Source organism: Ruegeria sp. BH8, assembly GCF_056538065.1.
Genome location: NZ_JBQFSP010000008.1, coordinates 26,334 through 49,484 on the forward strand (window position 1 = coordinate 26,334; position 23,151 = coordinate 49,484).

General features: G+C 56.1%; 24 protein-coding genes. 6 read left to right on the forward strand and 18 right to left on the reverse strand.

Going from position 1 to position 23,151, the window contains the following annotated elements; all coding sequences use genetic code 11:
* Positions 1 to 46: 46 nt before the first annotated feature.
* From ACR0AD_RS13895 to ACR0AD_RS13905, 3 genes are all read left to right on the forward strand, one after another.
* Positions 47 to 892, forward strand: coding sequence for a LysR family transcriptional regulator (locus ACR0AD_RS13895; protein WP_480483419.1), 846 nt, complete (start codon positions 47 to 49; stop codon positions 890 to 892).
* Between the two features lie 93 nt (positions 893 to 985).
* Entirely contained in the window at positions 986 to 1,912 is a 927-nt protein-coding gene (locus tag ACR0AD_RS13900) for an MBL fold metallo-hydrolase (RefSeq protein ID WP_480488039.1), read from the forward strand.
* Entirely contained in the window at positions 1,909 to 2,853 is a 945-nt protein-coding gene (locus tag ACR0AD_RS13905; protein ID WP_480483423.1) for an MBL fold metallo-hydrolase, read from the forward strand. The genes ACR0AD_RS13900 and ACR0AD_RS13905 overlap by 4 nt, the downstream gene beginning before the upstream one ends.
* Before the next feature lies 1 nt (position 2,854).
* On the opposite strand, the gene ACR0AD_RS13910 is transcribed toward ACR0AD_RS13905, so the two are convergent.
* The 14 genes from ACR0AD_RS13910 to ACR0AD_RS13975 all read right to left on the reverse strand — a co-directional run bounded on the left by ACR0AD_RS13910 (position 2,855) and on the right by ACR0AD_RS13975 (position 15,533).
* On the reverse strand, positions 2,855 to 3,913 hold the full coding sequence (locus ACR0AD_RS13910; protein ID WP_480488037.1) for a YeeE/YedE family protein: 1,059 nt from the start codon (positions 3,911 to 3,913) through the stop codon (positions 2,855 to 2,857).
* 52 nt (positions 3,914 to 3,965) lie between these two features.
* Positions 3,966 to 5,189, reverse strand: a complete 1,224-nt coding sequence (hemA, locus tag ACR0AD_RS13915; RefSeq protein WP_480488035.1) for a 5-aminolevulinate synthase — start codon at positions 5,187 to 5,189, stop codon at positions 3,966 to 3,968.
* 1 nt (position 5,190) lies between these two features.
* Positions 5,191 to 5,625 carry a DUF302 domain-containing protein gene (locus tag ACR0AD_RS13920; RefSeq protein WP_480488033.1) on the reverse strand — a complete coding sequence of 145 codons (435 nt, stop codon included), beginning with the start codon at positions 5,623 to 5,625 and terminating at the stop codon, positions 5,191 to 5,193.
* Positions 5,626 to 5,705: 80 nt separating this feature from the next.
* Positions 5,706 to 6,968 (reverse strand): FCSD flavin-binding domain-containing protein, encoded by a 1,263-nt coding sequence (locus tag ACR0AD_RS13925; RefSeq protein ID WP_480488031.1) that lies wholly within the window; start codon positions 6,966 to 6,968, stop codon positions 5,706 to 5,708.
* A gap of 24 nt (positions 6,969 to 6,992) precedes the next feature.
* On the reverse strand, positions 6,993 to 7,673 hold the full coding sequence (locus ACR0AD_RS13930) for a c-type cytochrome (protein ID WP_480483433.1): 681 nt from the start codon (positions 7,671 to 7,673) through the stop codon (positions 6,993 to 6,995).
* A 29-nt stretch (positions 7,674 to 7,702) separates the two neighbouring features.
* A complete protein-coding gene (locus ACR0AD_RS13935) occupies positions 7,703 to 8,743 on the reverse strand; it encodes a c-type cytochrome (protein ID WP_480483435.1) in 1,041 nt (346 codons plus the stop codon).
* A complete protein-coding gene (gene soxC, locus ACR0AD_RS13940) occupies positions 8,727 to 9,998 on the reverse strand; it encodes a sulfite dehydrogenase (RefSeq protein ID WP_480488030.1) in 1,272 nt (423 codons plus the stop codon). Before soxC ends, ACR0AD_RS13935 begins: the two co-directional genes overlap by 17 nt.
* Before the next feature lie 65 nt (positions 9,999 to 10,063).
* A complete protein-coding gene (gene soxB, locus ACR0AD_RS13945; RefSeq protein ID WP_480488028.1) occupies positions 10,064 to 11,761 on the reverse strand; it encodes a thiosulfohydrolase SoxB in 1,698 nt (565 codons plus the stop codon).
* Positions 11,762 to 11,848: 87 nt separating this feature from the next.
* Positions 11,849 to 12,694, reverse strand: coding sequence for a sulfur oxidation c-type cytochrome SoxA (gene soxA / locus ACR0AD_RS13950; RefSeq protein ID WP_480488026.1), 846 nt, complete (start codon positions 12,692 to 12,694; stop codon positions 11,849 to 11,851).
* Positions 12,695 to 12,764: 70 nt separating this feature from the next.
* Positions 12,765 to 13,094 carry a thiosulfate oxidation carrier complex protein SoxZ gene (soxZ, locus tag ACR0AD_RS13955; RefSeq protein WP_209507503.1) on the reverse strand — a complete coding sequence of 110 codons (330 nt, stop codon included), beginning with the start codon at positions 13,092 to 13,094 and terminating at the stop codon, positions 12,765 to 12,767.
* 34 nt (positions 13,095 to 13,128) lie between these two features.
* Positions 13,129 to 13,545: a thiosulfate oxidation carrier protein SoxY gene (gene soxY / locus ACR0AD_RS13960; protein WP_209507502.1), complete on the reverse strand. Its 417-nt coding sequence runs from the start codon at positions 13,543 to 13,545 to the stop codon at positions 13,129 to 13,131.
* 46 nt (positions 13,546 to 13,591) lie between these two features.
* Positions 13,592 to 14,068, reverse strand: a complete 477-nt coding sequence (gene soxX, locus ACR0AD_RS13965; RefSeq protein WP_267366181.1) for a sulfur oxidation c-type cytochrome SoxX — start codon at positions 14,066 to 14,068, stop codon at positions 13,592 to 13,594.
* Positions 14,069 to 14,199: 131 nt separating this feature from the next.
* Positions 14,200 to 14,778 carry a thioredoxin family protein gene (locus tag ACR0AD_RS13970; protein WP_480488024.1) on the reverse strand — a complete coding sequence of 193 codons (579 nt, stop codon included), beginning with the start codon at positions 14,776 to 14,778 and terminating at the stop codon, positions 14,200 to 14,202.
* Between the two features lie 14 nt (positions 14,779 to 14,792).
* A complete protein-coding gene (locus ACR0AD_RS13975) occupies positions 14,793 to 15,533 on the reverse strand; it encodes a cytochrome c biogenesis CcdA family protein (protein ID WP_267366182.1) in 741 nt (246 codons plus the stop codon).
* A gap of 80 nt (positions 15,534 to 15,613) precedes the next feature.
* Between ACR0AD_RS13975 and ACR0AD_RS13980 the strand changes: the two genes are divergently transcribed.
* Genes ACR0AD_RS13980 through ACR0AD_RS13990 form a run of 3 tightly spaced genes read left to right on the forward strand, consistent with a single transcriptional unit; the run spans position 15,614 to position 17,501 of the window.
* A complete protein-coding gene (locus ACR0AD_RS13980) occupies positions 15,614 to 15,988 on the forward strand; it encodes a hypothetical protein (RefSeq protein WP_480488022.1) in 375 nt (124 codons plus the stop codon).
* Between the two features lie 52 nt (positions 15,989 to 16,040).
* On the forward strand, positions 16,041 to 16,397 hold the full coding sequence (locus ACR0AD_RS13985) for a metalloregulator ArsR/SmtB family transcription factor (RefSeq protein ID WP_480483447.1): 357 nt from the start codon (positions 16,041 to 16,043) through the stop codon (positions 16,395 to 16,397).
* 42 nt (positions 16,398 to 16,439) lie between these two features.
* Complete coding sequence (locus ACR0AD_RS13990) at positions 16,440 to 17,501, forward strand: YeeE/YedE family protein (RefSeq protein WP_480488020.1); 1,062 nt, start codon at positions 16,440 to 16,442, stop codon at positions 17,499 to 17,501.
* Positions 17,502 to 17,593: 92 nt separating this feature from the next.
* Here ACR0AD_RS13990 and ACR0AD_RS13995 read toward each other — a convergent pair whose 3' ends face one another.
* The 4 genes from ACR0AD_RS13995 to ACR0AD_RS14010 all read right to left on the reverse strand — a co-directional run bounded on the left by ACR0AD_RS13995 (position 17,594) and on the right by ACR0AD_RS14010 (position 22,959).
* Positions 17,594 to 19,399 (reverse strand): ABC transporter ATP-binding protein, encoded by a 1,806-nt coding sequence (locus tag ACR0AD_RS13995; protein WP_480488019.1) that lies wholly within the window; start codon positions 19,397 to 19,399, stop codon positions 17,594 to 17,596.
* Between the two features lies 1 nt (position 19,400).
* On the reverse strand, positions 19,401 to 20,330 hold the full coding sequence (locus ACR0AD_RS14000; protein WP_480478073.1) for an ABC transporter permease subunit: 930 nt from the start codon (positions 20,328 to 20,330) through the stop codon (positions 19,401 to 19,403).
* Positions 20,331 to 20,340: 10 nt separating this feature from the next.
* A complete protein-coding gene (oppB, locus tag ACR0AD_RS14005) occupies positions 20,341 to 21,264 on the reverse strand; it encodes an oligopeptide ABC transporter permease OppB (RefSeq protein WP_209507493.1) in 924 nt (307 codons plus the stop codon).
* Between the two features lie 66 nt (positions 21,265 to 21,330).
* The gene (locus ACR0AD_RS14010; protein WP_267366177.1) at positions 21,331 to 22,959 is read right to left on the reverse strand and encodes a peptide ABC transporter substrate-binding protein; all 1,629 of its coding nucleotides are present in this window, start codon (positions 22,957 to 22,959) and stop codon (positions 21,331 to 21,333) included.
* Positions 22,960 to 23,151 lie beyond the last annotated feature (192 nt).

Sequence of the window (23,151 nt, forward strand, 5' to 3'; positions counted from 1 at the left end):
CGATTTTTCTTGTAATTGTTTGTTATTCGGCCTCTCCTGTTCATTTATGAACAACGACAATTGGGACGATATTCGGTATGCCCTCGCCGTCAGCAAACACGGCTCGTTGAATGCGGCGGCGACAGCCCTGGGCGTTGCACATGCAACCGTCCTGCGCAGAGTTGCCGCCTTCGAACACCGATATGGCTGTGTTGTTTTTCGGAAAGACCCGTCAGGGTATTCAGTACTTCCCGAAGCCAGAACAATTCTGTCCGCCATGGAAAGCGTTGAAGACGCCGTGCTTTCGGTAGAACGCGCCGTTGTGGGCGCAAATCGTTCGCCTGCGGGTCTTGTGCGTATCGCGTCCACGGACAGCCTTTGCCAGTTTGTCCTGCCACAGATACTAAACTCAATTTCCGCCCTCTATCCGAGCCTCGAACTGACGATCCTCAGCGGTAACAGTCACCATGATCTGACCAGGTTAACTGCGGATATAGTTGTCCGCCCTTCAGTTCAACTTGGTGAAGGGTTGACCGGAGAGCGCGCAGGAACGTTGTTCTTTGGGGTTTACAGTGACGGTACCCGTGACCAAAAATGGATGCGGCTTGATGGGGCTCTCAGCCGTTCACTTCCGGCCAAATGGTTGGCTGAACATGTTCGCGCCGATGACATGACAAACGGAGCAGACAGTTTTCTGGTGCTTCAGCAGATGGTTGCATCCGGTGTGGGGCGAGCTTTCTTACCTGCTTTTATTGGCGACGCTGATCCCCGGCTTCACAGGTTGAACGACATTGATCCCGGAATCGAGGTTCCACTTTGGGTCGCGACGCTAGAGGAAATCGCACACACGCCAAGATTTGCGGTCGTGCAACGGGCTCTGGTTGAACACCTGCCGCATGCACTGGCTGGGTGACGTCACAATTATAGTGGTGGAAAGCCCAGAGATAATGTACCGTCCGGGCCATTCATCATTTACAAATAAAAACATTCATCTTAATGATTATGTATGAGCAGAGACCCACATTTCTCCCGGCGCACCTTCCTGTCTCAGGGCGCATGTCTGGCGCTCTGCCTGCGACCCAGCTTTGCGATTGCGGAAATGACACTTGGCCAATCGGCAAGGATTTCGACTTTGACAGATGGGTATCTGTCGTTGCCGCCCGAAATGGTCTTTGGCGCAATGCCCGAGGCAGAGCTGACAGAACTTCTGAACCGCTATCAGGTAGATCTGACCAGATACGAGCCCGAGTGCAACATTGTGCTCTACCGCGATGACCAGAATACCATACTGTTCGATGTTGGAGCCGGGCCCGACTTCATGCAAACCGCTGGCAAACTTCCGGAAACTTTGGACGCCGTCGGGTTGTCTCCGGATGAGGTCACGCAGGTGATCTTCACCCATGCACATCCAGATCACATCTGGGGTGTGCTGGACGACTTCGGAGATCCCCTCTTTCCCAATGCCAGATTTCATCTTGGCCGCACGGAATGGGACTATTGGTGGAACCCCGCAACCGTGGAAAAGATAGGGGCCGACCGCACGGCCTTCGCGGTGGGCGCAAAGCGGCGCATGGAAGCCATCGAAGGCATGGTTGCGTTTTTTGATGATGGGCAGGAAATCCTTCCCGGTATCGCAGCACGCGCTAGTTTCGGGCACACGCCCGGACATATGGCCTTCGAGATTCGCAAAGGCAGTGACGCGGTGATGGTCGTGGGCGATGCGCTCGGCAATCCGCACGTCGCGTTCGAGCGTCCGGATTGGCGCAGCGGTACGGATCAGGACCCCGACGCCGCGGCAAGTGCACGGAAATCGCTGCTGGATCAGATTTCTCATGCCCAAATGAATATTATTGGATTCCATCTGCCAAATGGCGGATTTGGCCGTGTCGAAAAGGCCGGTTCGACCTATCGATTTATTGGAGAGCCTGCATGATGCGCGCTTTGTTGATTGCCTGTACCCTGGCCACGCAAACCTGGGCCAGTGAGGATATTGCAGACCAGTACCCGCAGAGCGTTCTTTACTCGAAACCTGTCGAATTTATTCCCGGCGTCTTTTCCGCCATCGGTGCAACCGCACCCCCGACTTATGAGAATTCGGGCCACAACAATAACCTCAGCTTCATCGTGACCGGAGAGGGTGTTGTCGTCATCAACGGTGGCGCGGCCTATGTGCTTGCCGAAGCGCTTCATAAGGAGATTCAAGCGCTCACGGATCAGCCCGTGAAGCTTGTCTTCAACGAAAACGGTCAGGGGCACGCTATGCTGGGGAATGCCTACTGGTCGGAACTTGGGGTGCCCATCGTCGCTCATTCAGATGCTGCGGCTGAATTCGAAGAATATGGGCCACAAATCCTTGAAGGGATGCAGGCATATAACAAGGACAAGGCAAAAGGAACGTTTTTGGCCGGTCCGACAGAAACGTTTGACGATGAATACGTTGTCGAACTCGGCGATTTTCGCATGGAGGCCAAACATCTTGGACCTGCGCACAGCCCCGGCGACATTTCGATCTGGTTGCCCAATCAAAGCCTTGTCATCGCCGGTGACATGGCATTTCACGAACGTATGCTGCCGATCTTTCAGGACACCTACACCGCAGATTGGCTTGAGACCTGGGACAATGAGTTCGAGGCACTGGAAGCCACATATGTGATCCCCGGGCACGGTCATCCTACGAACATGGATCAGGTGCGCCGGTATACACGCGACTATCTTGTCTACCTGCGCGCAATGATCCAGGAACATATGGATGCAGGCGGGGATCTGGCCGAGGCCTATTACGTCGACCAAAGCCCTTATGCCCATTTGGACACGTTCGAAGAACTGGCCACAAAAAACGCCGGTCGTGTCTACGAACAGATGGAATTCGAATAAGTCAGGACCGCCGAAGAACGGGCATTCGCATCATCATCCGATGGGTGGCAACGGCCCCGACCCACATCGAGAAGACTGCAAGCCACGCAGTCAGCGACAAGGCCGACCCCCCGGACAATCCGGCACCAACGGCGCAGCCACCTGCCAACATCGCACCAAATCCCATCAAGACGGCCCCGACAAGGTAACGCTCCATCGGAGTATCCGGGCCGAACTGTTCGATCTTCCACTCGCCGGAAAGAACGGCAGAAACAACGGCGCCAATTGCAACGCCCGGAACCAGACCAATGCCAAAGGACAGCGCAATGTTCCGCTCGGCCACCAGCGCCATCAATGTATCCGTTGCCGGGCCGGTGAACGTGACCGAAGACACCGGCACGACTTCGAAGGAGGCTTGTGCAATCGCAAATGTCATCAACCAGCCAAGCGCCACGGCGACACCAACTCCGGCGGCCGTGACAATCTTTGTCACTGTCACCTGCTGGCGCACTGCAAACACGACGGCCAGAACAAAGGTCCCTGCGGCAAAGACTGTGTACGCGATGGGCGAAAACCCAAGTAGTGCCGAAAGGTCGCGCGCATTGCCACCTGCGATCGTCCAAATACCGGACAGCGCCTCGCGCGCGGGGCTGAGCACACCCGTGTAAGCCGCTTGCGCGACCAATGTCAGAACCAGCCCCGTCACCATTGCCCGCAGATTGCCGCATGAGGCCAACACCAACAGGCGCGACGCGCATCCGCGCGCCAAAATCATTCCGGCGCCAAACATCAGACCGCCGATCACCGCCCCACTCAGGCTGCCTGTTGACGCAATTGAACGCGCTCCGGACAAATCCAGCCATTCAATCGAGACGAACCCCTGTACCAGCATCAACGCCGACGTGAATGCGATCAGCCAGACGGCCAGACGGGGCCCAAGTTCGCCCTCGGCGACTTCAACAGTGGATGCCCGCAAACAGAAATGAGATTTCTGAGCGGTAACTCCGAACAGGATGCCAACAAGCAAACCGGCGACAGCCAATGTGCCCGAATCTCCCAGCAGTTCGATGAGGCGTTCCATAGACAAAAACTCTCACCTTTTTACGTGCCCGTCTTTGCCTTTCGTCAAGTTCTCACTGTGCAGCCATTGGCTTGCGCGCAAGCTGACACTGTGTCCACAACGCACCCAATGCCTCGACCAACCGGGTCACATCTTCTGACGAATGTACAGGCGACGGTGTGATCCGAAGACGTTCGGTGCCTTTCGGGACAGTGGGATAGTTTATCGGCTGGATATAAATCCCATAGTCGCGCATCAGAACATCCGAGATGAAGCGGCACTTGACCGGGTCACCGACCACGACCGGGATAATATGGCTTGGGTTGGGCGTGTGCGGAATGCCCAAAGCGTCCAGCCTGCCTCGAACCTCGCTTACGCGTTGCTGATGCAAACACCGTTCCGCATTGCTTTGCTTTAGGTGCCGAACGGATGCTGCTGCGCCGGCGGCGACGGCCGGTGGCAACGCGGTAGTAAAGATAAACCCGCTGGCAAAGGAACGGACAAAGTCGACAAGTTCCTTTGACGCCGCGATATACCCACCAACCACGCCGAACGCTTTGCCCAACGTGCCTTCGATGACTGTCAGGCGATCCATCAACCCTTCGCGTTCGGCAATGCCGCCACCGCGCGGGCCGTAAAGCCCTACTGCATGAACCTCGTCCAGATAGGTCATCGCGCCGTACCGATCCGCCAGATCGCAGATTTCGGCAATCGGTGCGATATCGCCATCCATCGAATACACACTTTCAAACGCGATCAGTTTTGGCGCGTTGAACGGCAGTTCCATGAGATGTCGCTCAAGGTCCTTCAAATCGTTATGCTTCCAGACCCGCTTTGCGCAACGACTGTGGCGGATACCCTCGATCATCGATGCGTGGTTCAATTCGTCGGACAGAACCGTGATACCGGGAATTCGCGAGGCCAGAGTTCCCAATGCAGCCCAATTTGAAACATACCCGGACGTAAAAAGCAGTGCTGCTTCCTTGCCATGCAGATCTGCAAGCTCCTGCTCAAGCAGAACATGTTCATGGGTGGTCCCCGAAATATTCCGGGTCCCGCCAGCCCCTGCGCCACAGCCATCAATCGCCCGGTGCATGGCCGCCAGGACCTTTGGATGCTGACCCATTCCCAGATAATCGTTCGAGCACCAGACCGTAACTTTCTCAGGTCCGTTTTCTGCGTGGTTGTGTGCAGTTGGAAATGCTCCGCAATGACGCTCAAGCTCGGCGAAGACCCGGTAATTTCCTTCGTCCTGCAATTGCCTCAGCTGGTCACGAAAATACTGTTGGTAGTCCATGTCAGTTTCCAACGGCTTCTTCTACAATACCGGCCAACAGGGCTTCGACTTTCTCCATCGGTCCGTCAGGATAGCTTCGGTAGCCCACTTTGACACCGCCTTCGTCCTCGGCCACAAAGATCCCGTAGGGGCAATAGCCGATATTCATCGGGTCGGCCTCCATCATCTCGCGCGAGAGCTTTGCGGAACAGAAGATAAATATTTCAGCGGCTGTGAAAATCTGCTTGTCGCTGCCGACATCCGCCCCCGTCCGATTCAGCATGTCACCAACATGGCTCACATAATCGATAACCAGCCCCTGCCCAACAATTGCTGATTCAACGGCAAAGGTTGCATCATCAAAGCTCCCGTCAAAGGGAACGGCAATGACCTCCTCAGCAATAACCGGGTTTGCCAATACAACTGAAAGTGCGGCTGATGCGATAAAGTGTTTCATGATGATGTTCCTCCTCCTGAACCACATTTCTTCAGATTTCACCGCCAAGACTTTGACACCGGTCAAAGCCTTGGCGTTTCTTAGCCGAACATGTCCGATGTGATACCAGCATACCAACCCAGCGACTCTTGGTAGGTTGCTTTTCTCAGGTCGGAATCTTCGCCGGTTTGGCTGATAAAGCCATCCACCTTGGCAATCTTTTCAGGCGTCGCCTCATAAGTCGCACCGACCTTGACCCCGTCATCCGTATCAATGAGCGACCAGCACGTGTTCGAGAACTTGGCCGGGAAGATCTTTGATCCGGTCAATGCGCCACGAACCGCATTGGCACAGACTTTCGCCTGGCTGTTGGCCGAAAAACCGGATTTCGGCATGTCACCTTGCTGGCTGGCATCACCAAGAACATAGATGTCAGGATCAGCTTTCGATGACATGTCCGCCGCGTTCACCGGTGCCCAGTTGCCATCGGTTACACCGGCCATTTCCGCAATACGCCCGGCTTTCATGGCCGGGATCACGTTGCAGACGTCGACCTTGGTTTCTTCACCGTCGATGGTCACCGTCATGGCATCCGGATTGACCGAGACATTGCCGCCGCCAAAATCCTCTCCGATCCAGTCGATCATGCCTTCGTAGTGGTCGGCCCACCCCTCCTGGAACAAAGACATCTTGGAGAATTTGGCTTTCGGATCAGCAATGATGATTTTCGCTGTCGGATTGTTCGCCTTCAGAACATGCGCAACCATCGAAACCCGCTCATAAGGTCCGGGCGGGCAACGGAACGGGTTCGGTGGTGCGACCATCGCAAAGGTTCCGCCTTCGGGCATCGCCAGAACCTGCGCCTTCAACAGCTCGGTTTGAGAGCCCGCCTTATACGCATGCGGCATCTTGTTCTGTGCAGTTACATCCCACCCCTCGACCGCGCCGTCGACAAAGTCGATACCCGGGCTCAGGATCAATTTGTCATAAGGAATAGATCCGCCACCCGCCAATGAGACAGTTTTGGCGTCGCGGTCGACACCCACGGCCCAATCGTGAACCACGTTGATACCGTATTTTGCGGCAAGCGTGCCATAGCTGTGCGCAATGTCCGAAAGCTCTTGAAACCCGCCCAGATACAGGTTCGAGAAAAAACAGGTGTAATATGTTTTGGACGGCTCGATCAGAATGACATCAATCTCACCCTTGCTGTCTTTGGCGATATAGCGCGCCGCGGTTGCGCCGCCTGCCCCGCCCCCGATCACCACGACACGGGGCTTGCCCTGCGCCAGCACCATCGGGGCCGACAGCCCGGCAGCAAGTACCCCTGCGGTTCCCAGAAATGTCCGTCTGTCGAGTGTCATCGCGTTTCCTCCCCTTAGGCATTGTCACTGTGGGTTGTTGAAGTAAGCGGCCAATGCCGCGATCTCATCACTGCTCAGGCGGCCCGCGATCATCTGCATGACGGGATGGGGCCGCTGCTTGTCCTTGTAGGCGTGCATGGCGACAACAAAATCCTGGTCGGGCCAGTAAACGATCGAAGGAATCCCATCATCGCCACCCTCTATCTGGTGGCACGTCGTGCATTCGCTGCTCAGGTATTCGCCATATTCGGGATCGCCCTGAATCGCGAGGATTTCGGGGTTGACGGAATGGTCCGTTCCCTTTGCCGTTGGGTCGGCTTCGGGGATGTCTTGCGGGTTGTCGGAAAACACACGCAAATAGGCAATTACATTGGCCCGGTCTTCCGGGTTCTCGAGCCCGCGAAAGCTCATTCTGGTGCCGGATGCGAATGCGCGGGGGTTTTCAATGTAAGCCGACAATGTGTCGGCATGCCATTCCAGACCCGAGGTACCCGCACGGATCAGGCTTTTGGAATAGGTGAACTCCTCAAGCCCGGCAGCCCGGCGGCCAAAAATACCATTCAGGTGCGGACCGATCCTGTTTTCAGCGCCCGCGCCGACCTGATGACATCCTTCGCATTGGGCAAACACAAGTTTGCCAGCTGCTGCATCGCCAAGGTCCTCAGTCGCGGCGGCAGCGGTTGCCAGGATACTCGCAGCAAACATGACACCTGTTGCCCACCGCCGCCACATGATCAGCTTCCGAACGACTTAAGGTAAACAATGACAGCGTCGATATCATCCTGTTTCTTGAGGCCGGCAAAGGACATACGTGTCCCCTTCATATAGGCTTTGGGTTTGGCCAGAAATGCAGCCATTTCTTCATCTGTCCAAACCAACCCATCCTCGGCAGCAGCTTTCATCGCCTGAGAGTACTTAAAGCCTTCGGCACCAGCCGCATTGGCACCGGCGACACCGTTCAGTGCCGGACCGGTGCGATGCTTGGCCCCATCCCCGACCTGATGGCAGGACTTGCACTTCTTGAAAACTTTTTCGCCATTTTCGATCATCTCAGGATCAAGTGCCGCTATGTCCTCAGCAGGTTCATCGACTTCGACGGATGCTTCTTCGGAAACAGCCGCCTGGTCCGGACTGTCAGCCCCGGCTTCGTCAGGCGTTACATCCAGAACGGCGGCGCGCTTGGTGATTTCCACGCCTTCTTTGCAATCCGTCATGCATGGCTCATCCGTCCAGAAATGCGCCTCGGCCGCTTCGCGGTCATCCACGATGAAACCCCCGGCATTCGGCATTTCCACTTCAAGGAAATTTTCGTGCGACAGCGTGAACTCATCATCAACGATGTCGTTGGAATACAGTATATAAGCGACAATCGCGTAAACTTCGTCAGGCTCCAGCGTTTGTGCGTCTCCAAACGGCATCGAACGGTTCACATAATCCCATACCGTCGAAAGGTGCGGCCAGTAAGAGCCCACTGTTTTCAGCGGGTCTTTATCTGCAAGCGTGCCCTCGCCGCCCGCCAGTTTCGGCCAGTTGTCCACACCTTCAGCAAAATCGCCATGACAGATCGCGCACCGTTCGGCAAAGACCTCTTCGCCGGTGAACACGTCGCCGGAACCTTCGGGCAATCCGGTTCCGTCAGGTGCAATGTCGTGGTCCCACGCCGCGATTTCTTCGGGCAACGCAGGGCGCCCAAGTCCTAGCTTGTCTGCATGGGCTGGAACCGCCACGCTCAACCCAAGGGCCGAGGCGGCCAATAGCTTACGATACTTCGACATTTTCCGCCTCTCCGTTTTCCTTGATCCACCAGGTCTGGATACAATTGTTGTGGTAGATCGAGTTCTCGCCCCGCACGTCCCGCAGTTGAGCTTTGCTGGGTTGGACGTAACCGGTCGAATCCTTCGCGCGGGCCTGTAACAGCATCTCTGAACCGTCCCAGTTATAGTCCAGATAAAACCGGGTCAGCGCCTTGTCTGTCCCGGGGGCCGCCAGACGTGCCGGAACCCAGTTCTTGCCACCATCCACCGACACGTCGACGCCGGTAATCGAGCCCCGCCCGGACCAGGCCAACCCGGTGATCACCAACGGCCCGGGGCCATGGGTTATCGGCGCTTGCGGGCTGGGCGATGTGACGACCGATTTGGCGTCCATGACCCATGTCCACTTGCGTGATATTCCGTCTTCGAGAGTATCCGTATACTTGGATGTCTCTTCGCGGCTTTCGATAGCCATCTCGGTGACCTCGACCCGGCGCAGCCACTTGACCCACATGTTGCCTTCCCAGCCGGGAACGACAAGACGAACGGGATAACCGTGCTCCTTGCGCAAAGCCTCACCATTGGCTTTGAATGCTACAAGTACGTCGTCCATCGCCTTTTCCAGCGGGATCGAGCGGCCGTTCGAGGAAGCATCCGCGCCTTCGACGTAAACCCATTTGCCTTCGGTCTTTACCCCCGCCTCTTCCAGCAGGGTGCGCAGCGGAACACCGGAATATTCCATGTTGTGGATCATTCCGTGCGTGAACTGCGCGCCGTTGAGCTGCGCACCGGCCCATTCCATACCGGTATTGGCAGCGCATTCGCAGAAATAGATACGGTTCTCGCGCGGGAAACGTTCCAGATCTTCATATGTGAAGATCAGCGGAGTTTCGACCAGTCCGTTGATCATCAGACGGTAGTCCGCCTTGCTCAGCTCGATGGCACCCGAATGGTGCCGCTCGAACGCGCATCCCTGCGGGGTGATCGTGCCGTCCAGCGCGTGGATCGGCGTGAAATTGATCGAACTGATCGTGTCTGCGGTTAACCACTCGACGTTGCGCCGCACGACATCACTCTCGAATTGGATTGGCAGGCCGTAGGGGGTTGCATCCACGCCTTCGCCTGTTGCCTGTGCCCACTCCTGAACCTGCGTGATCAGCGGGTCAGGGCCTGCGGCGCGCGCCGCTGAGGCGCCGACCGCACCTACGCCAACCGCGGCGGCACCGCTTAGAAACTGGCGACGCGATGGGGCTTTTGCCCTTGGGTTCTCGCTCATTTTGTTTGCCTCCGTCTTTCGATCAGCAAATCTTGTATTCAATGTTTGACATTCGGTTCGCGCTGTCAGGCTCCGATCACCTCGACCGAGGTATTCGGCTCGACGGTTACGGTGCCCTGACTGCGAATGTGGTTTTCTACGACATCCCAGATGGGCGGGCCTTCGGTGCCCTCGTTGACGCTGGCCCAACCGGCCACAACATAGGATTTCGCCGGATCAATCGCCTCACCCGTCTTGAGCAGGGTCATGTCGCTGATCCGCTGCCCTTGCGGTTTGGTAACATCGATACGGTACCCAAGGCCGCCGACACGCACCATGTCGCCACCCTGCTGGTAATAGGGATCGGGGTTGAACAGGTTGTCGCCAACATCCTCGAGGATCACGTGAATGAATTCACCCGTCATTTCCGTACGATACGCATTCGGATAGGACATCGAAGTGACGTTCCAGATATCCTCACGCGTGATCTCCTGACCGGGCAGGATCGACGGACCCCAGCGCACACCCGGCGACATGGCAATGTCTGCCTCGCGCTCGCTGATCAGTGCATCGCAGATCAGATCGTCCCACGTGCCATTGAAGTTTCCGCGCCGATAAAGCAGCGAGTCCGTCTTGCCGATCACTTCGCTTAGTGCCGCATCATATGGTGCACGCTGTTCGTTGATCAGGGCCGTGAGTGCCGGATCAGGTGCGATGACGTCTGAAAAGATCGGGATCAGCTTGTGCTTCAGCCCCATCATCTGGCCATCCCGCACGTCCAGATCAACGCGGCTGACGAATTTGCCGTTCGAGCCGGACGCGATGATATGCGTCTTTTCGACCAGAACCGGTTCAGGCAAAGCGTCATGGGTGTGACCGCTCAGGATTACGTCAATCCCTTGAACACGGCTCGCCATTTTTTTGTCCACGTCAAAGCCGTTATGGCTGAGGACGACGACCACATCGGCACCTGCGTCGCGCACCTCGTCCACCATGGCCTGCATGTTCTCATCCCGGATCCCGAACGAGTACTCCGGGAACATCCAACTGGGGTTGGCAATTGGCATATAGGGGAAAGCCTGTCCGATGACGGCAACCTTGGCCCCGCCGCGTTCGAAGAACTTGTAGGGCTTGAAAAGCTCCGCAGGTTCATCCCATTCCGCGTCAAAGATATTCTGACCCAGCGCCGCAAAAGGCAAACCCTCAACGATCTCGTTGACCCGCTCGCTGCCCAACGTGAACTCCCAATGGAATGTCATCGCATCGGGCTTGAGTGCATTCATCACGTTGACCATGTCCTGACCCGCTGTCTGATAGCAGGTATACGAGCCATGCCAGGTGTCGCCCCCATCCAGCAACAACGCATCTGGCCGGTCGGCACGGATGGCGTTGATAACGGTCGAGACCCGGTCAAGCCCTCCGACGCGGCCATAGGTCTTCGCCAATGCAGCAAAGTCATTGTAAGTCAGCGCATAGGCGGACGGGCTGCCATCTTCGATCCCGTAAGCCTTGCGAAATGCGGCCCCCGTCACATGCGGCATTTGCCCGCGCGCGTCTCCGATGCCCAGGTTGACCTCGGGCTCGCGGAAGTAAATCGGTTTGAGCTGCGCGTGGATATCCGTGATGTGAATCAGGCTGATATTTCCGAAGGTCTCAAATTCCAGCAACTGGTCCTGGGTCAGGCTTTGCTGGGCCGCCAGCCTTGCCCAGTTCCCGAAACCGGATGCCCCGTACAGCGCTGAGGCCGCCATGGAGACCTGTAGAAAATCACGTCGCGATATCATTTGTCGGCTTTCCTGTTTCACATATAAATGTGTGAATGTGGCAGAAATGAAAAACCCGCGCCCGGAAATCCCGGCGCGGGTTCTTTGTTACTGACGCACGGCCGGCGTTTCGACCGAAAGGCCGTTGCCGCGCGATGCTACATAAAGCTCCAGCGCCCGGAATTCGTCGGAACCTTCGGCAAAGGTTTCAGCGCGTGTATCACGAATACAGCCGCGGAAGCGGTTGTGACGCGAGATCAGCTTGGCCTGCTTCAGACGATAAGTCGGGAAACCGTTGATCATCCCCTGGCTCAGATGGTCGGCCCGGATCATGTTGCCCCAGTTGTCTTCGTGACAGTTGGCGCAGCTCAGCTCCAGCTGACCATATCGGGTGTAGTACATTTCCTTGCCCTGCTCCCAATATGGGGCAGCATCGCCATCAATGGCGACATTCATGGGCAGCCCTCGTGACTGAAAGGCAATCAGCGCGACCATGCCCTGCATATCGGCACCAGACCATTTCCACGCATCTGCTTCCATGCGTTCCGTACGGCACTTGTTGATCAGATCTTCCATCACAACCAGCTTGCCGGTATCCGCATCGACCTTCGGCATGGACGCCTGCAGCCCTTTGAAGCTTTCCACATCATCGTGGCACGAAGAGCAACTTTTGCCAGCCGCGCCATCGACAGCCTCATAAAGATCAGCCGCCTGGTCGACAAAAATCATAGCCGGGTTGTCGAAATCGTCGATCTGCAACGCCTGCGTTTCATCGGTTCTGAAATGCCACCCCGAGTAGATCGTATCGAAGTTCTCGACATGGGCCGGGGCCTCGGTCACCGAAACCATTTCCAGCTCTTCGTTGATCACCAGCTTGTCTTCGTCAGGTCCAGCTGCCACTGAAATCGGGAAAGCCAGAACTGCCGCGATCGCCGTGAGTGCTTTTTTATTCATTGCGTTCCTCCCTTGGGTGATCAGCGCAGGTTTTAAGCACCGGCGCTGATCTGCCGTTACGGTCGAGCCGTCAGGCGATCTCGATCGGTTTTTTTGTGTCGTAAACGGACCCGTCATCGTCATACCACGTGAAAACGAATTCCCCGGCTTCAGGCACGGTTGCATCGAACTGAAAGTACGGGTTTGTCGAAATCGCCGGCTCCATCGTCACGTCTATCACCAGCTCTCCGTTAAACTCGCAGGTGAACCGATTGATGATCGAGCGCGGAATGACGTTGCCTTCCTTATCCTTACGCTGGCCACTTTCCATATTGTGGCTGATCAGTGTTTTGATCGTGATTGCTTCGCCAGCAGCGGCTGTTTTTGGAACCTTGACGCGGGGTTTTACACCGGATGCCATTGGTTGTTCTCCTGTTCTTCAGGGCGCGTGGCGATCAGCCGCCGCAGCCGCCAATTGTCACTTTTACGGTTGCCGAAGCCTTGGCAAAGCTACCATCAGCCATTTTGGCCACAGCAATGACATCTTGCGTTCCTGCAAGACGAATGCGGGTCGAAGCCGCCTGTGCAGCAGCCAGCGGGCCAAAGTTGAACGTGGCAACGCCGGGCTCGGGGTTTCCGGCCGCTACGATCAGGATTGCAGCCGCACCCGGCGCGCTGACTTCGATCGGAACGGTATTTCCGTTCTCGGCAATTTCCGGCGCCGTCAGTGTCACACCGCCGTCAGCCATGTCTGCACCGCCCGTAAACGCGGCTATCGCGTCTTCTGCAGCCGCATTTGCGCGGAACGGCATCAGGGTCAGGACCGCAGCGCCCAGACCAAGAGCCAGAGTCTCGCGACGAGAAAATTCCATTTTCAATCTCCTTTGGATCCTCACGAATTCACGCCTGAAAGCGTGATTATTGTTCTTTTAGGGTTGCGAGGAACGCGACGACGTCCTCGATTTCCTGTGCAGTCAGGATTGACGTCAAAGGCCCTGACGGGGCTTTGCCCGTATAGGCGTCGCCCGGGCGGATATAGCCGTCATCCTTGTAGAAAGCCGGCATGACCGTTCCGTCAAACGTCATCTTGGCATTTGCGACCAGTCCTCGAAGCTCCGCCTCGGACCACCGGTCCCCGGCCCCATCCAGCAGCGGACCGACTTCGCCATGGAACGGAATATCCGCCAAAGCCGTGACCTGATGACAGGCCACACAGTTGCCCTTGGATTTCTCGCCCACGATGACCGCACCGTTTGCCGCATCGCCAGCGACGCCGGTCAATGAAGCCTCCACCGCGCCATAATCGTCGAACTGTACCTCTTTTGGTCCTGTTTCTGCCGCGATGGCGGCACTGCCTGTTATGATACAAGCCAAAGTCAAGTGTCTCAGCTTCATGATCCCTCCCATTTGCTACCGCGCCGATGGCGCTTTGCGACCCAAAGCCTCTGTGTACCGTAGTCGACGGGCAGGGTTCATCGCAACATTAAATTCATCTTAATGAATTTTTTTATTTATACTGCACCGCGTCAATCTTGCGAAACATTGTTTCGTTCTTGAATGCGGCGCGCATGATACCGTTGAAAATCTTCCCCATTATCAAGCTCGTACCGTTCTTCATTGACCCAGGTAAAAAGATCGAGGGTCGTTCCCTTGGAGAACGCCCCGGGCATGACCGCAACGGCCGCCTCGATTGCTGTGGCATCCTCTGATACGTCCTCCGGCAGGAAAACCAAAGTAGGGGTGAACAGAATCCCCCATTTGCGCATCAGTGATCTTTGCTCGGCTTCTTCTCCGTCAAAATCGATGGCCATCGTACTTCCGTGTAAGTCCAGCTGAACGACAAAGAAGTTTTCCTCGATATACGCAGACAGGTCGGGTTGGGGGAAAACCTCTTCATGCATCTTTTTGCAGTAGATGCAGCCCTGTTGTTCAATGAACAGAACCAGCCGCTTGCCTTCCCCCGTCGCCTCTTCAAGGTCTTCACGAAGGTCTTTGAACGTGTCCCGCATCCACGGCGTTTTATGCAGACCGTCATCCCCCAGTTCAGCCGCGGAAACCGCCCCAGCAAACAGCCCTGCAATCAAGAACAATACTATCCGTTTCATGGTGTTCTCCCGAATTAGCCAATGGCCGCCAGCCAAGGCATGTGATCCAGCATCCATTGTGCGATTAGATTTATGGAATTGGTCGCGATCAGGATGCCAAAAAGAATCAGTAAGACACCCATCGCCTTTTCAATCATTCCCAGATGTTTCCGGAAACGTGCCATCCATTGCATGAAGGGCCGAACCAGAAAGGCTGCCAGAACAAACGGCGCTGTCATGCCAACCCCATAGACGAACAAAAGCACGGCGCCACGCCAGGCGGTCTCGGTTCCGGCCGCCGTGAACAGGATCGCCGCCAGAACCGGCCCGACGCAAGGCGTCCAGCCAAAGGCAAAAGCCAGCCCCAGAACATATGCCCCGATCACGCTTACATTTGTCGTCTCGCCGATATCTGCACGAAACTGTCGATACAGGAACCCGATTCGGAAAAGACCCAGAAAATGCAGGCCCATCGCGATGATGATGAGCGCAGCGATCCATCGCAGAATGTCGAAATACGCGCGAACCAGCTGACCAAAGATCGACGCCGTGGCCCCAAGCGCCATGAAGACCGTGATGATCCCTGCAGCAAAAGCAATCGCTGACAGGGTCGCCCGACGGCGAACATCCGGGGTGATCGTCGAACCGGCCGAAATCTGCTCCATCCCGACGCCTGCAAGATAGCTGAGGTAGAACGGGACAATGGGCAGAATGCAGGGGGACAGGAACGACAAAAGCCCCGCGATCAGAGCCCCTGCAAACGTGATGTCGAGCATGGTCAAATCCGTCCAGACAGGTTACTATTCACACATTCAAAATAATAAAGGTGTACCACCCAGGTCAATCGGAGCTTTTGATGCGTCACGTAATACATACATTGCTCGTCATCACATTGCTGATCTGGCCTGCTACGTTGCGGGCCGAAATGGTGTTGCTGATGGCCGAAGAAGACGGGTGTATGTGGTGCGCCCGCTGGGACGCCGAAATTTCCGAGATCTACCCGCTGACAACGGAAGGAAAAGCTGCCCCACTGCAACGAACGGACATCCACGCAACCACGCCCGAAGGGATTACTCTGGACCGGCCGCTTTTTTATACGCCGACCTTTGTATTGCTGGAGGACGGTCACGAAATCGGCCGGATCGAGGGTTATCCTGGCGAAGACTTTTTCTGGGGGCTATTGGGTGTTTTACTACGTGACGCCGGAGTTAAGATCGAGAGCTCTGGTTAAATCCTCGGGATTTACATATACTGTTTTGAATACGTGAAGCCACGAAAGCGAGATGATCGTGTTGGACAAACCGTCGAAACTGCCCGTGTTCACCAAGGACATGTGCAACGAGGACTTGGATAGGATGATGGATAACGCCCAGACGGCGTCCAATTTCCTCAAGGCGATCAGCCATGAGGGGCGGCTGATGATTCTGTGCTATTTGTCATCAGGGGAAAAATCCGTCACGCAGATGGAGGAAATGTTGTCGGCCAGACAGGCTGCCGTTTCCCAGCAATTGTCCCGCTTGCGCTTTGAAGGGCTGGTCAAGACACGACGCGAAGGCAAAACGATCTACTACAGATTGGCGGACGACCGGTCGACTCAGATTCTGGAAGTCGTCTACAATCTTTTCTGTCGGGACAAATAGAAGCCCGCGAGAAACACCGCCAGCTTTGGGAGGAGACTGGCCATGTTCGAACTTCTGGGAGACGCCAATACAGTTGCGCTGATCGGTCTGGTTGGCGGCATTGTACTTGGTCTTGCCGCGCGCATTGGGCGGTTCTGCACCTTGGGTGCGATTGAAGATTATCTTTATGCAAATGACGACCGGCGCCTGCGTATGTGGGCCGTTGCGATAGGTGTTGCGATTGTCGGCAGCCATTTGGGCATGGCGTTAGGGTGGATTGATCCGCTCAGCACGACCTATATTGCGCAGACATGGAATCCGATCGGATCGGTCATTGGCGGATTGATGTTCGGATATGGCATGGCCATCAGCGGAAACTGCGGCTATGGCGCGCTTGCACGCCTTGGCGGCGGCGACCTTCGGTCATTCGTCATTGTCCTGATCGTGGGCCTTTCCGCATATGTGGTCATGTCCGGCCCTCTGGCCTACGTCAGGATCTGGCTTTTCCCCGAAGCCATGGATCTCGGTAATCCTCAAAGCGTCAGCTTCCTTGCCGAACGGCTGACGTCGACACCGGCATGGGTTACAGGAACGCTTGTCGGCTCTGCCATAGTAGTATTTGCCCTGACAAATGATCGGTTTCGCAAATCACCTGCGCAGGTTTTATGGGGTGCGGCGGTCGGATTGGCAGTCGTTTCAGGCTGGCTTGGCACCAATTGGGTGGCCACACACGGGTTTGAAGGTGAGACCTTGCAAACACACACGTTTGCCGCGCCTTTGGGTGATACCGTGTTCTATCTCATGACCGCCTCAGGCAACACGCTCTCGTTTGCGGTCGGTTCGGTTTCAGGGGTTCTGATTGGTGCTTTCCTCGGGTCATGGTCAAAAGGTCATTTCCGCTGGGAAGCCTGCGAAGATCCACGTGAGCTTAAGCGGCAGATGCTGGGGGCGGCGATAATGGGGCCCGGAGCAATAATTGCGGTTGGATGCAGTGTCGGACAAGGCATCTCCGCTTTTTCTCTGCTGGCCTATAGTGCGCCCATAACCTTTGCGGCGATCTTTGCCGGAGCGGCCCTTGGCCTGCGACAGCTTGTATCAGGATTGTCTTTCATTCCAGAACGTTAAGCCCCGCCATAGGCTGCGGTTTCTTCGAACAGACCCTGCGCAGGTTTTCGGGGCATTCATCAAGCCCCGAAAACCTGCAACAGACCTTTCGATCAGCCATTGGCCATGATGGAATCCAGTGTGTCATGTTCCGCTACAAAATGGTCTGGTGCGACCTCCTGCAGCTTTGGAACATAATCACTGTGACCGTTGACCAGCCGACTGGGCAAGAAACGCAACGCGGCTTTGGGATCCAGCGGCGATGGCAGCTCACCCGGCAGTTTGAGGCGCTGCCGCGTCCGCTCCACATCCGGGTCCGGTATCGGCACGGCCGAAATCAGCGATTGAGTATAAGGGTGGATCGGTTCCGAGCAGATCACCTCACCGTCACCCATTTCCACAATTCGCCCGAGATACAGAACCATGATCCGGTTCGATACCGCACGCACAACCGACAAGTCATGGCTGATGAAGATCATCGACAGGCCAAATTCCTGCTGAAGTTCCTTTAGCAGCTCGACAATCTGCGCCTGAATGGAAACGTCCAGCGCTGAAACCGCCTCGTCGCAGATAATCAGCCTGGGCTTGTTGATCATCGCCCGCGCAATGCCGACGCGCTGGTTCTGACCTCCGGACAGCTCGTGCGGGTAACGGTTGATCATGTTGGCCTGCAGCCCGACCCGCTCCATCATCGCAGCGACCATCTGTTTGCGTTCCCGGTCCGTCAGATCGGGGCGGTAGGTTTTCAGCGGTTCAGCAATCGACGCTGAAATGGTCATGCGCGGATCAAGACTGGCCAAAGGGTCTTGGAACACGATCTGCAGGTCCTTGCGGTATTTGTTCAGCTCGGACCGCTTCAATCCGACGATCGGATGGCCCAACCAGCTGACGCCCCCCGCGCTGGGTTCGATCAGTTGCAAGACCGCGCGCGCCAGTGTCGATTTTCCGCAACCGGATTCGCCCACGACACCCAGAGTTTCGCCCTTGCGAATATCAAAACTGACACCGTCGACAGCTTTCAGCGGAACCTTGCGCCCGAACAACCCGCCAGAGACATGAATGGGGAAATGAACCTTGACGTCATCGACCTTGAGAAGGGGTTCTTCGGCCTTTTCCAAAGCGCGCGGCGCGTCGCCGGCATCAATCCGGGGCATCGCCTCCAGCAGGGCCCGCGTGTATTCATGTTGCGGATTTCGGAACAGCCCGCGCGTTTCACCGTCTTCGACGAATTCGCCCATCCGCATGACCTGAACCCGGTCGCACATGCGCGCAACGACGCCCATGTCATGCGTGATCAGTGCAATTGCGGTGCCTTCATCCTTTTGCAGATGAACCATCAGATCAAGGATGTCTGCCTGAACAGTAACATCCAGCGCCGTCGTCGGCTCGTCCGCAATAAGCAGTTTGGGACTGCACAGCATCGACATCGCAATCATCACACGCTGTCGCATTCCACCGGATAATTCGTGCGGGAACTGGTCCAGACGGCGGCCCGCTTCGGGAATTCGCACCCTGTCCAACCACTCCAGACAGCGCGCGCGCGCGGCTGACCCCTTCAGGCCCTCGTGGACCTGCAGCACTTCACGCATCTGTTGCCCAATCTTCAGATGTGGCGTTAATGCAGTCAGAGGATCCTGAAAGATCATGCCCACATCGTCGCCGCGGATCTGGTTCAGCTTGTTCACCGGCAGGTTCAAAATCTCCTGACCGTTCAGCTTGGCTGACCCGCTGGCATGTCCGGCAGGGGGCAGCAAACCCATTGCCGCCATGAAGGTCTGGCTTTTGCCAGATCCACTTTCACCGACGATACCAAGGCATTCGCCCGGATTAATATCAAAACTGATATCCTTGACCGCCTCAACGACACCATCGGGGGTGTCAAACCGGACGCTCAGGTTCTTTACGGAAAACAGACTCATATCAGCGGTCCTTCGGGTCCAAAGCGTCACGCAGACCATCGCCGATGAAGAACATCGTGATGATGATGGCGACATAGAATGTCAGCGGGAACATCAATTGCCACAGCGTTCCATAGCCCATGGTTCCCGCCCCTTCTGCTATCAGTCTTCCCAGTGACGTGTAGGGTTCGGAAATCCCCAGACCCAGGAATGAGATGAAGCTTTCGGTCAGGATCATCTCGGGCACCAGAAGCGAGGCATAGACGATCACGACACCCAACAGATTGGGCAGGATATGGCGATACATGATCGTAAATTCACTGACGCCCGCCGCTCGGGCGGCCTCGATGAATTCACGGTTCTTCAGGGCAAGCGTCTGCCCGCGCACGATACGTGACATGGTCAGCCAACCAACCGCACCCAATGCGATGAAAAGCGTGAAGAAGGACCGCCCGGCAACAACCAGCAGAAGAATGATGATCAGAGTTGTCGGGATAGCCAGAAGGATGTCGACAAAACGCATCATGGCGCCATCCGTCCGACCCCCAAAGTAACCGGCAGTAATGCCATAACACGTACCAACGATCAGAGCGGTCGCCGCCCCGATCAACCCCACAAGCAGGGACGTCGTGGTAGCCTGAATGACGCGGCTGTACAGATCGCGCCCCAGATCATCGACACCGAAATAGTGACCCGTTTCCATCGACGGCATTCCCATGCCCCGGACATCGCCCATGACATTCCAGTCGATCTCTTCATTGCTCCAGACCGCAAAATACGGGCCAAGGATTGTGAACAACACGATAAGCAGCAAAATGAACACACTGGCCATTGCTGCTTTGTTTCGTACAAAGCGCATGCGCGCGTCCTGCCAGAGCGAACGCCCCTGAACGGCTGTATAATCGGTGATTTCTTCGGCCAGATGCGCAGCTTTTTGTGATTTTCCTAGCATATCCAGCCCCTCAGTAGCGGATCTTCGGATCGAACCAGGCATAGGCCAGATCGGTCAGCAGGTTTACCAGAACGGTCAGAACGCCATAGAGGATCGTAACCCCAAGCAGCACAGCATAGTCGCGTGACAAGGCCGAGCCGACATAAGCCTGCCCCAGACCACCGGTCGAGAAGTAGATGTCAACAAAGACGGATCCGGTCAGCACATACACAAACACCGGCCCCAGATAAGATACGACCGGCAGCAAGGTCGGCTTCATCGCATGGCGCCAGATCACGGTTCTTGTCGGCAGGCCCTTGGCACGGGCGGTTCTGATGAAGTTCGAATTCAGAACCTCCAGCATTGAAGACCGGGTGATCCGTGCAATCGATCCCATGTAAGATGTCGCAAGGGCGATAACCGGCATGATCAGATAGGGCCATTGACCACCATTCCACCCACCGCCGGGCAACCATCCCAGCCACAGGGTGAAGGTCAGGATCAGGATCGGACCCATGATGAAGTTGGGCAGCGCCTGCGCTGCAATCCCCAGCCCAACCGCAAAGTAGTCGATCCAGCTGTTGTGCCGGATTGCGGCGGCAATCCCCAGTCCGATGCCCACCACCGTAGCGACCAGAAAGGACAGCGACCCATAGGTCAGCGAGATCGGAAAGCCCTGCGCGATGATGTCGTTCACATCGCGGTCCTTGAACTTGAAGGACGGTCCAAAATCGAAATGCACAACGATATTGTACAGATAGTCCCAGAGTTGCTTCCACAACGGCTGGTCCAGACCATACCGGGCCTCGATATTGGCCAAAACCTGCGGCGGCAACGTCCGTTCCGAGGTAAAGGGCCCACCGGGCGCATAGTGCATCAAGAAGAAACAGGCGACGATCAGCAGCAGGATCGTCGGTATGGCGGTCAGGACCCGCCGAATGACATAGGCAAGCATTCAATGCCCCCAATAGATGGCGCTGCCCCGAAGAAAACTTCGGGGCAGGTCATGGTCAGAAGATGATTACTCGGCGATTTTGTAGAGGTTCTTGGAGTACCAGTTTTGCTCTACGTTTTTGACTGGCCAGTTTCCGACATCGCTATCCATCATGTAGACACCAGCATAGTGATAGATCGGGATAACGGGGGTTTCCTGAGCGATAATACGCTCGACCTCGGTGTACAGCGGAGCCGGATCGTCCGAAGTTTTGGCTTCGGCCAGCAACTCGTCCACACGGGCATTGTTATACTTGCCGTCGTTGTAGCCCGAATCCGACTGCAACAGGTCAAGGAAGGTCGAGGCTTCGTTATAGTCACCACACCACGCGCCGCGGGCCAGATCAAAGTTCTGGTTGCCCCGCTCTTCCAGGAAGACTTTCCATTCCATGTTGGCCAGTTCCACATTGGCGCCCAGTTTTTGCTTCCACATCTGGCTCAGCGCTACGGCAACTTTCTTGTGTGCTTCCGAAGTGTTGTAAACCATCGAGAAGGTCAGAGGGTTATCCGCGCCAAAGCCGGCCTCGGCCAGCAGTTCCTTGGCCAGCTCATCGCGCTCGGCCTGGCTCATTGATGCCATTTCAACGACCGGGACAGTAAAACCTGCGGTTGCTTCTGGCACGAATGTATACGCGGGCGGCTCGCCACCGGCCTTGATATTCTTGGTGATGATGTCCCGGTCAACGGCTAGCGACAGGGCCTGACGAACTTTGGGATCCTTGAATTCTTCAGGGCCGCTGTCCGACACGTTAAACGTGTAGTAGTAGTTGCACAGGCGCGGGAAGCTGATAGCCTCGCCCGGATGCTCTTCCTGCAGACGCGGGAATTGACCGGCAGGAACTTCGGTCCGGTCCAGTTCACCGGCCAGATAGCGGGTCAGGGCTACGTTTTCATCATTGATGACCAGTGCCACAACCTTGTCGATGATGGTGTTGTCATTGTCCCAGTACATCTCGTTGCGCTCACGTACCGAACGTTCCTGCGGCAGGTGCTCGGTCAAAACATACGCGCCATTCGACACGATGTTTCCCGGTTTGGTCCATTCATCACCAAATTCCGCGATCACCTTCTGAGGTGCCGGGAAGGTTGTCGAATGCGTTGTCATCTGCGGGAAATACGGCAGCGGCGCGCTCAGCGTGACTTCCAGGGTCGTGTCATCGATGGCTTTAACGCCCAGATCATCAATCGGTTTTTCGCCTGCGATGATCGCTGATGCGTTTTCGATCGACATCAGTTCCATGAACCACGCGTAAGGAGAGGACAGTGCCGGATCAACCGCGCGTTTCCATGCGAAAACGAAATCTCCGGCGGTTACCGGGTCGCCATTCGACCATTTAGCATCGCCGCGCAGTGTGAAGGTATAGACTTTCTTGCTGTCATCGACGGTGTAACCTGTGGCAACGCCCGGAACCAGATTGCCATCCTCATCCTGGTTCATCAGCCCTTCAAACAAGTCGCGTACAATTTCAGCACCGGAAACGTCTTCGACAACCTGCGGATCAACCGAGCTGTGCTCGTCCAGAATGCGGTAGGTAAAGGTTTGATCGTCCGCCAGCGCTTCGCCGGTTTCAGGATGCGTGCCAGCGGCAAACGCGGCACCTGTGATCATGGTCGACGACAAAAGCCCCGCCACTGAGTTCCGAATGTATCTGTTCATGATTTCTCTCCCATATTTTCGTCGCCGCGCGGCCCCACTTGATCGGGGTCGCACGCAGCAGCCGGATTAGACCGACGCCCGCTGGGACTTCGTCCATTTCGATTTTGGTTTTGCCAATTCGCAAGGAACACTGCGTCGCAGCTTTCTTGGTTTCTGTCGGTAAAGAAGTTGCGAAAGTTGTCTTTCACTGCG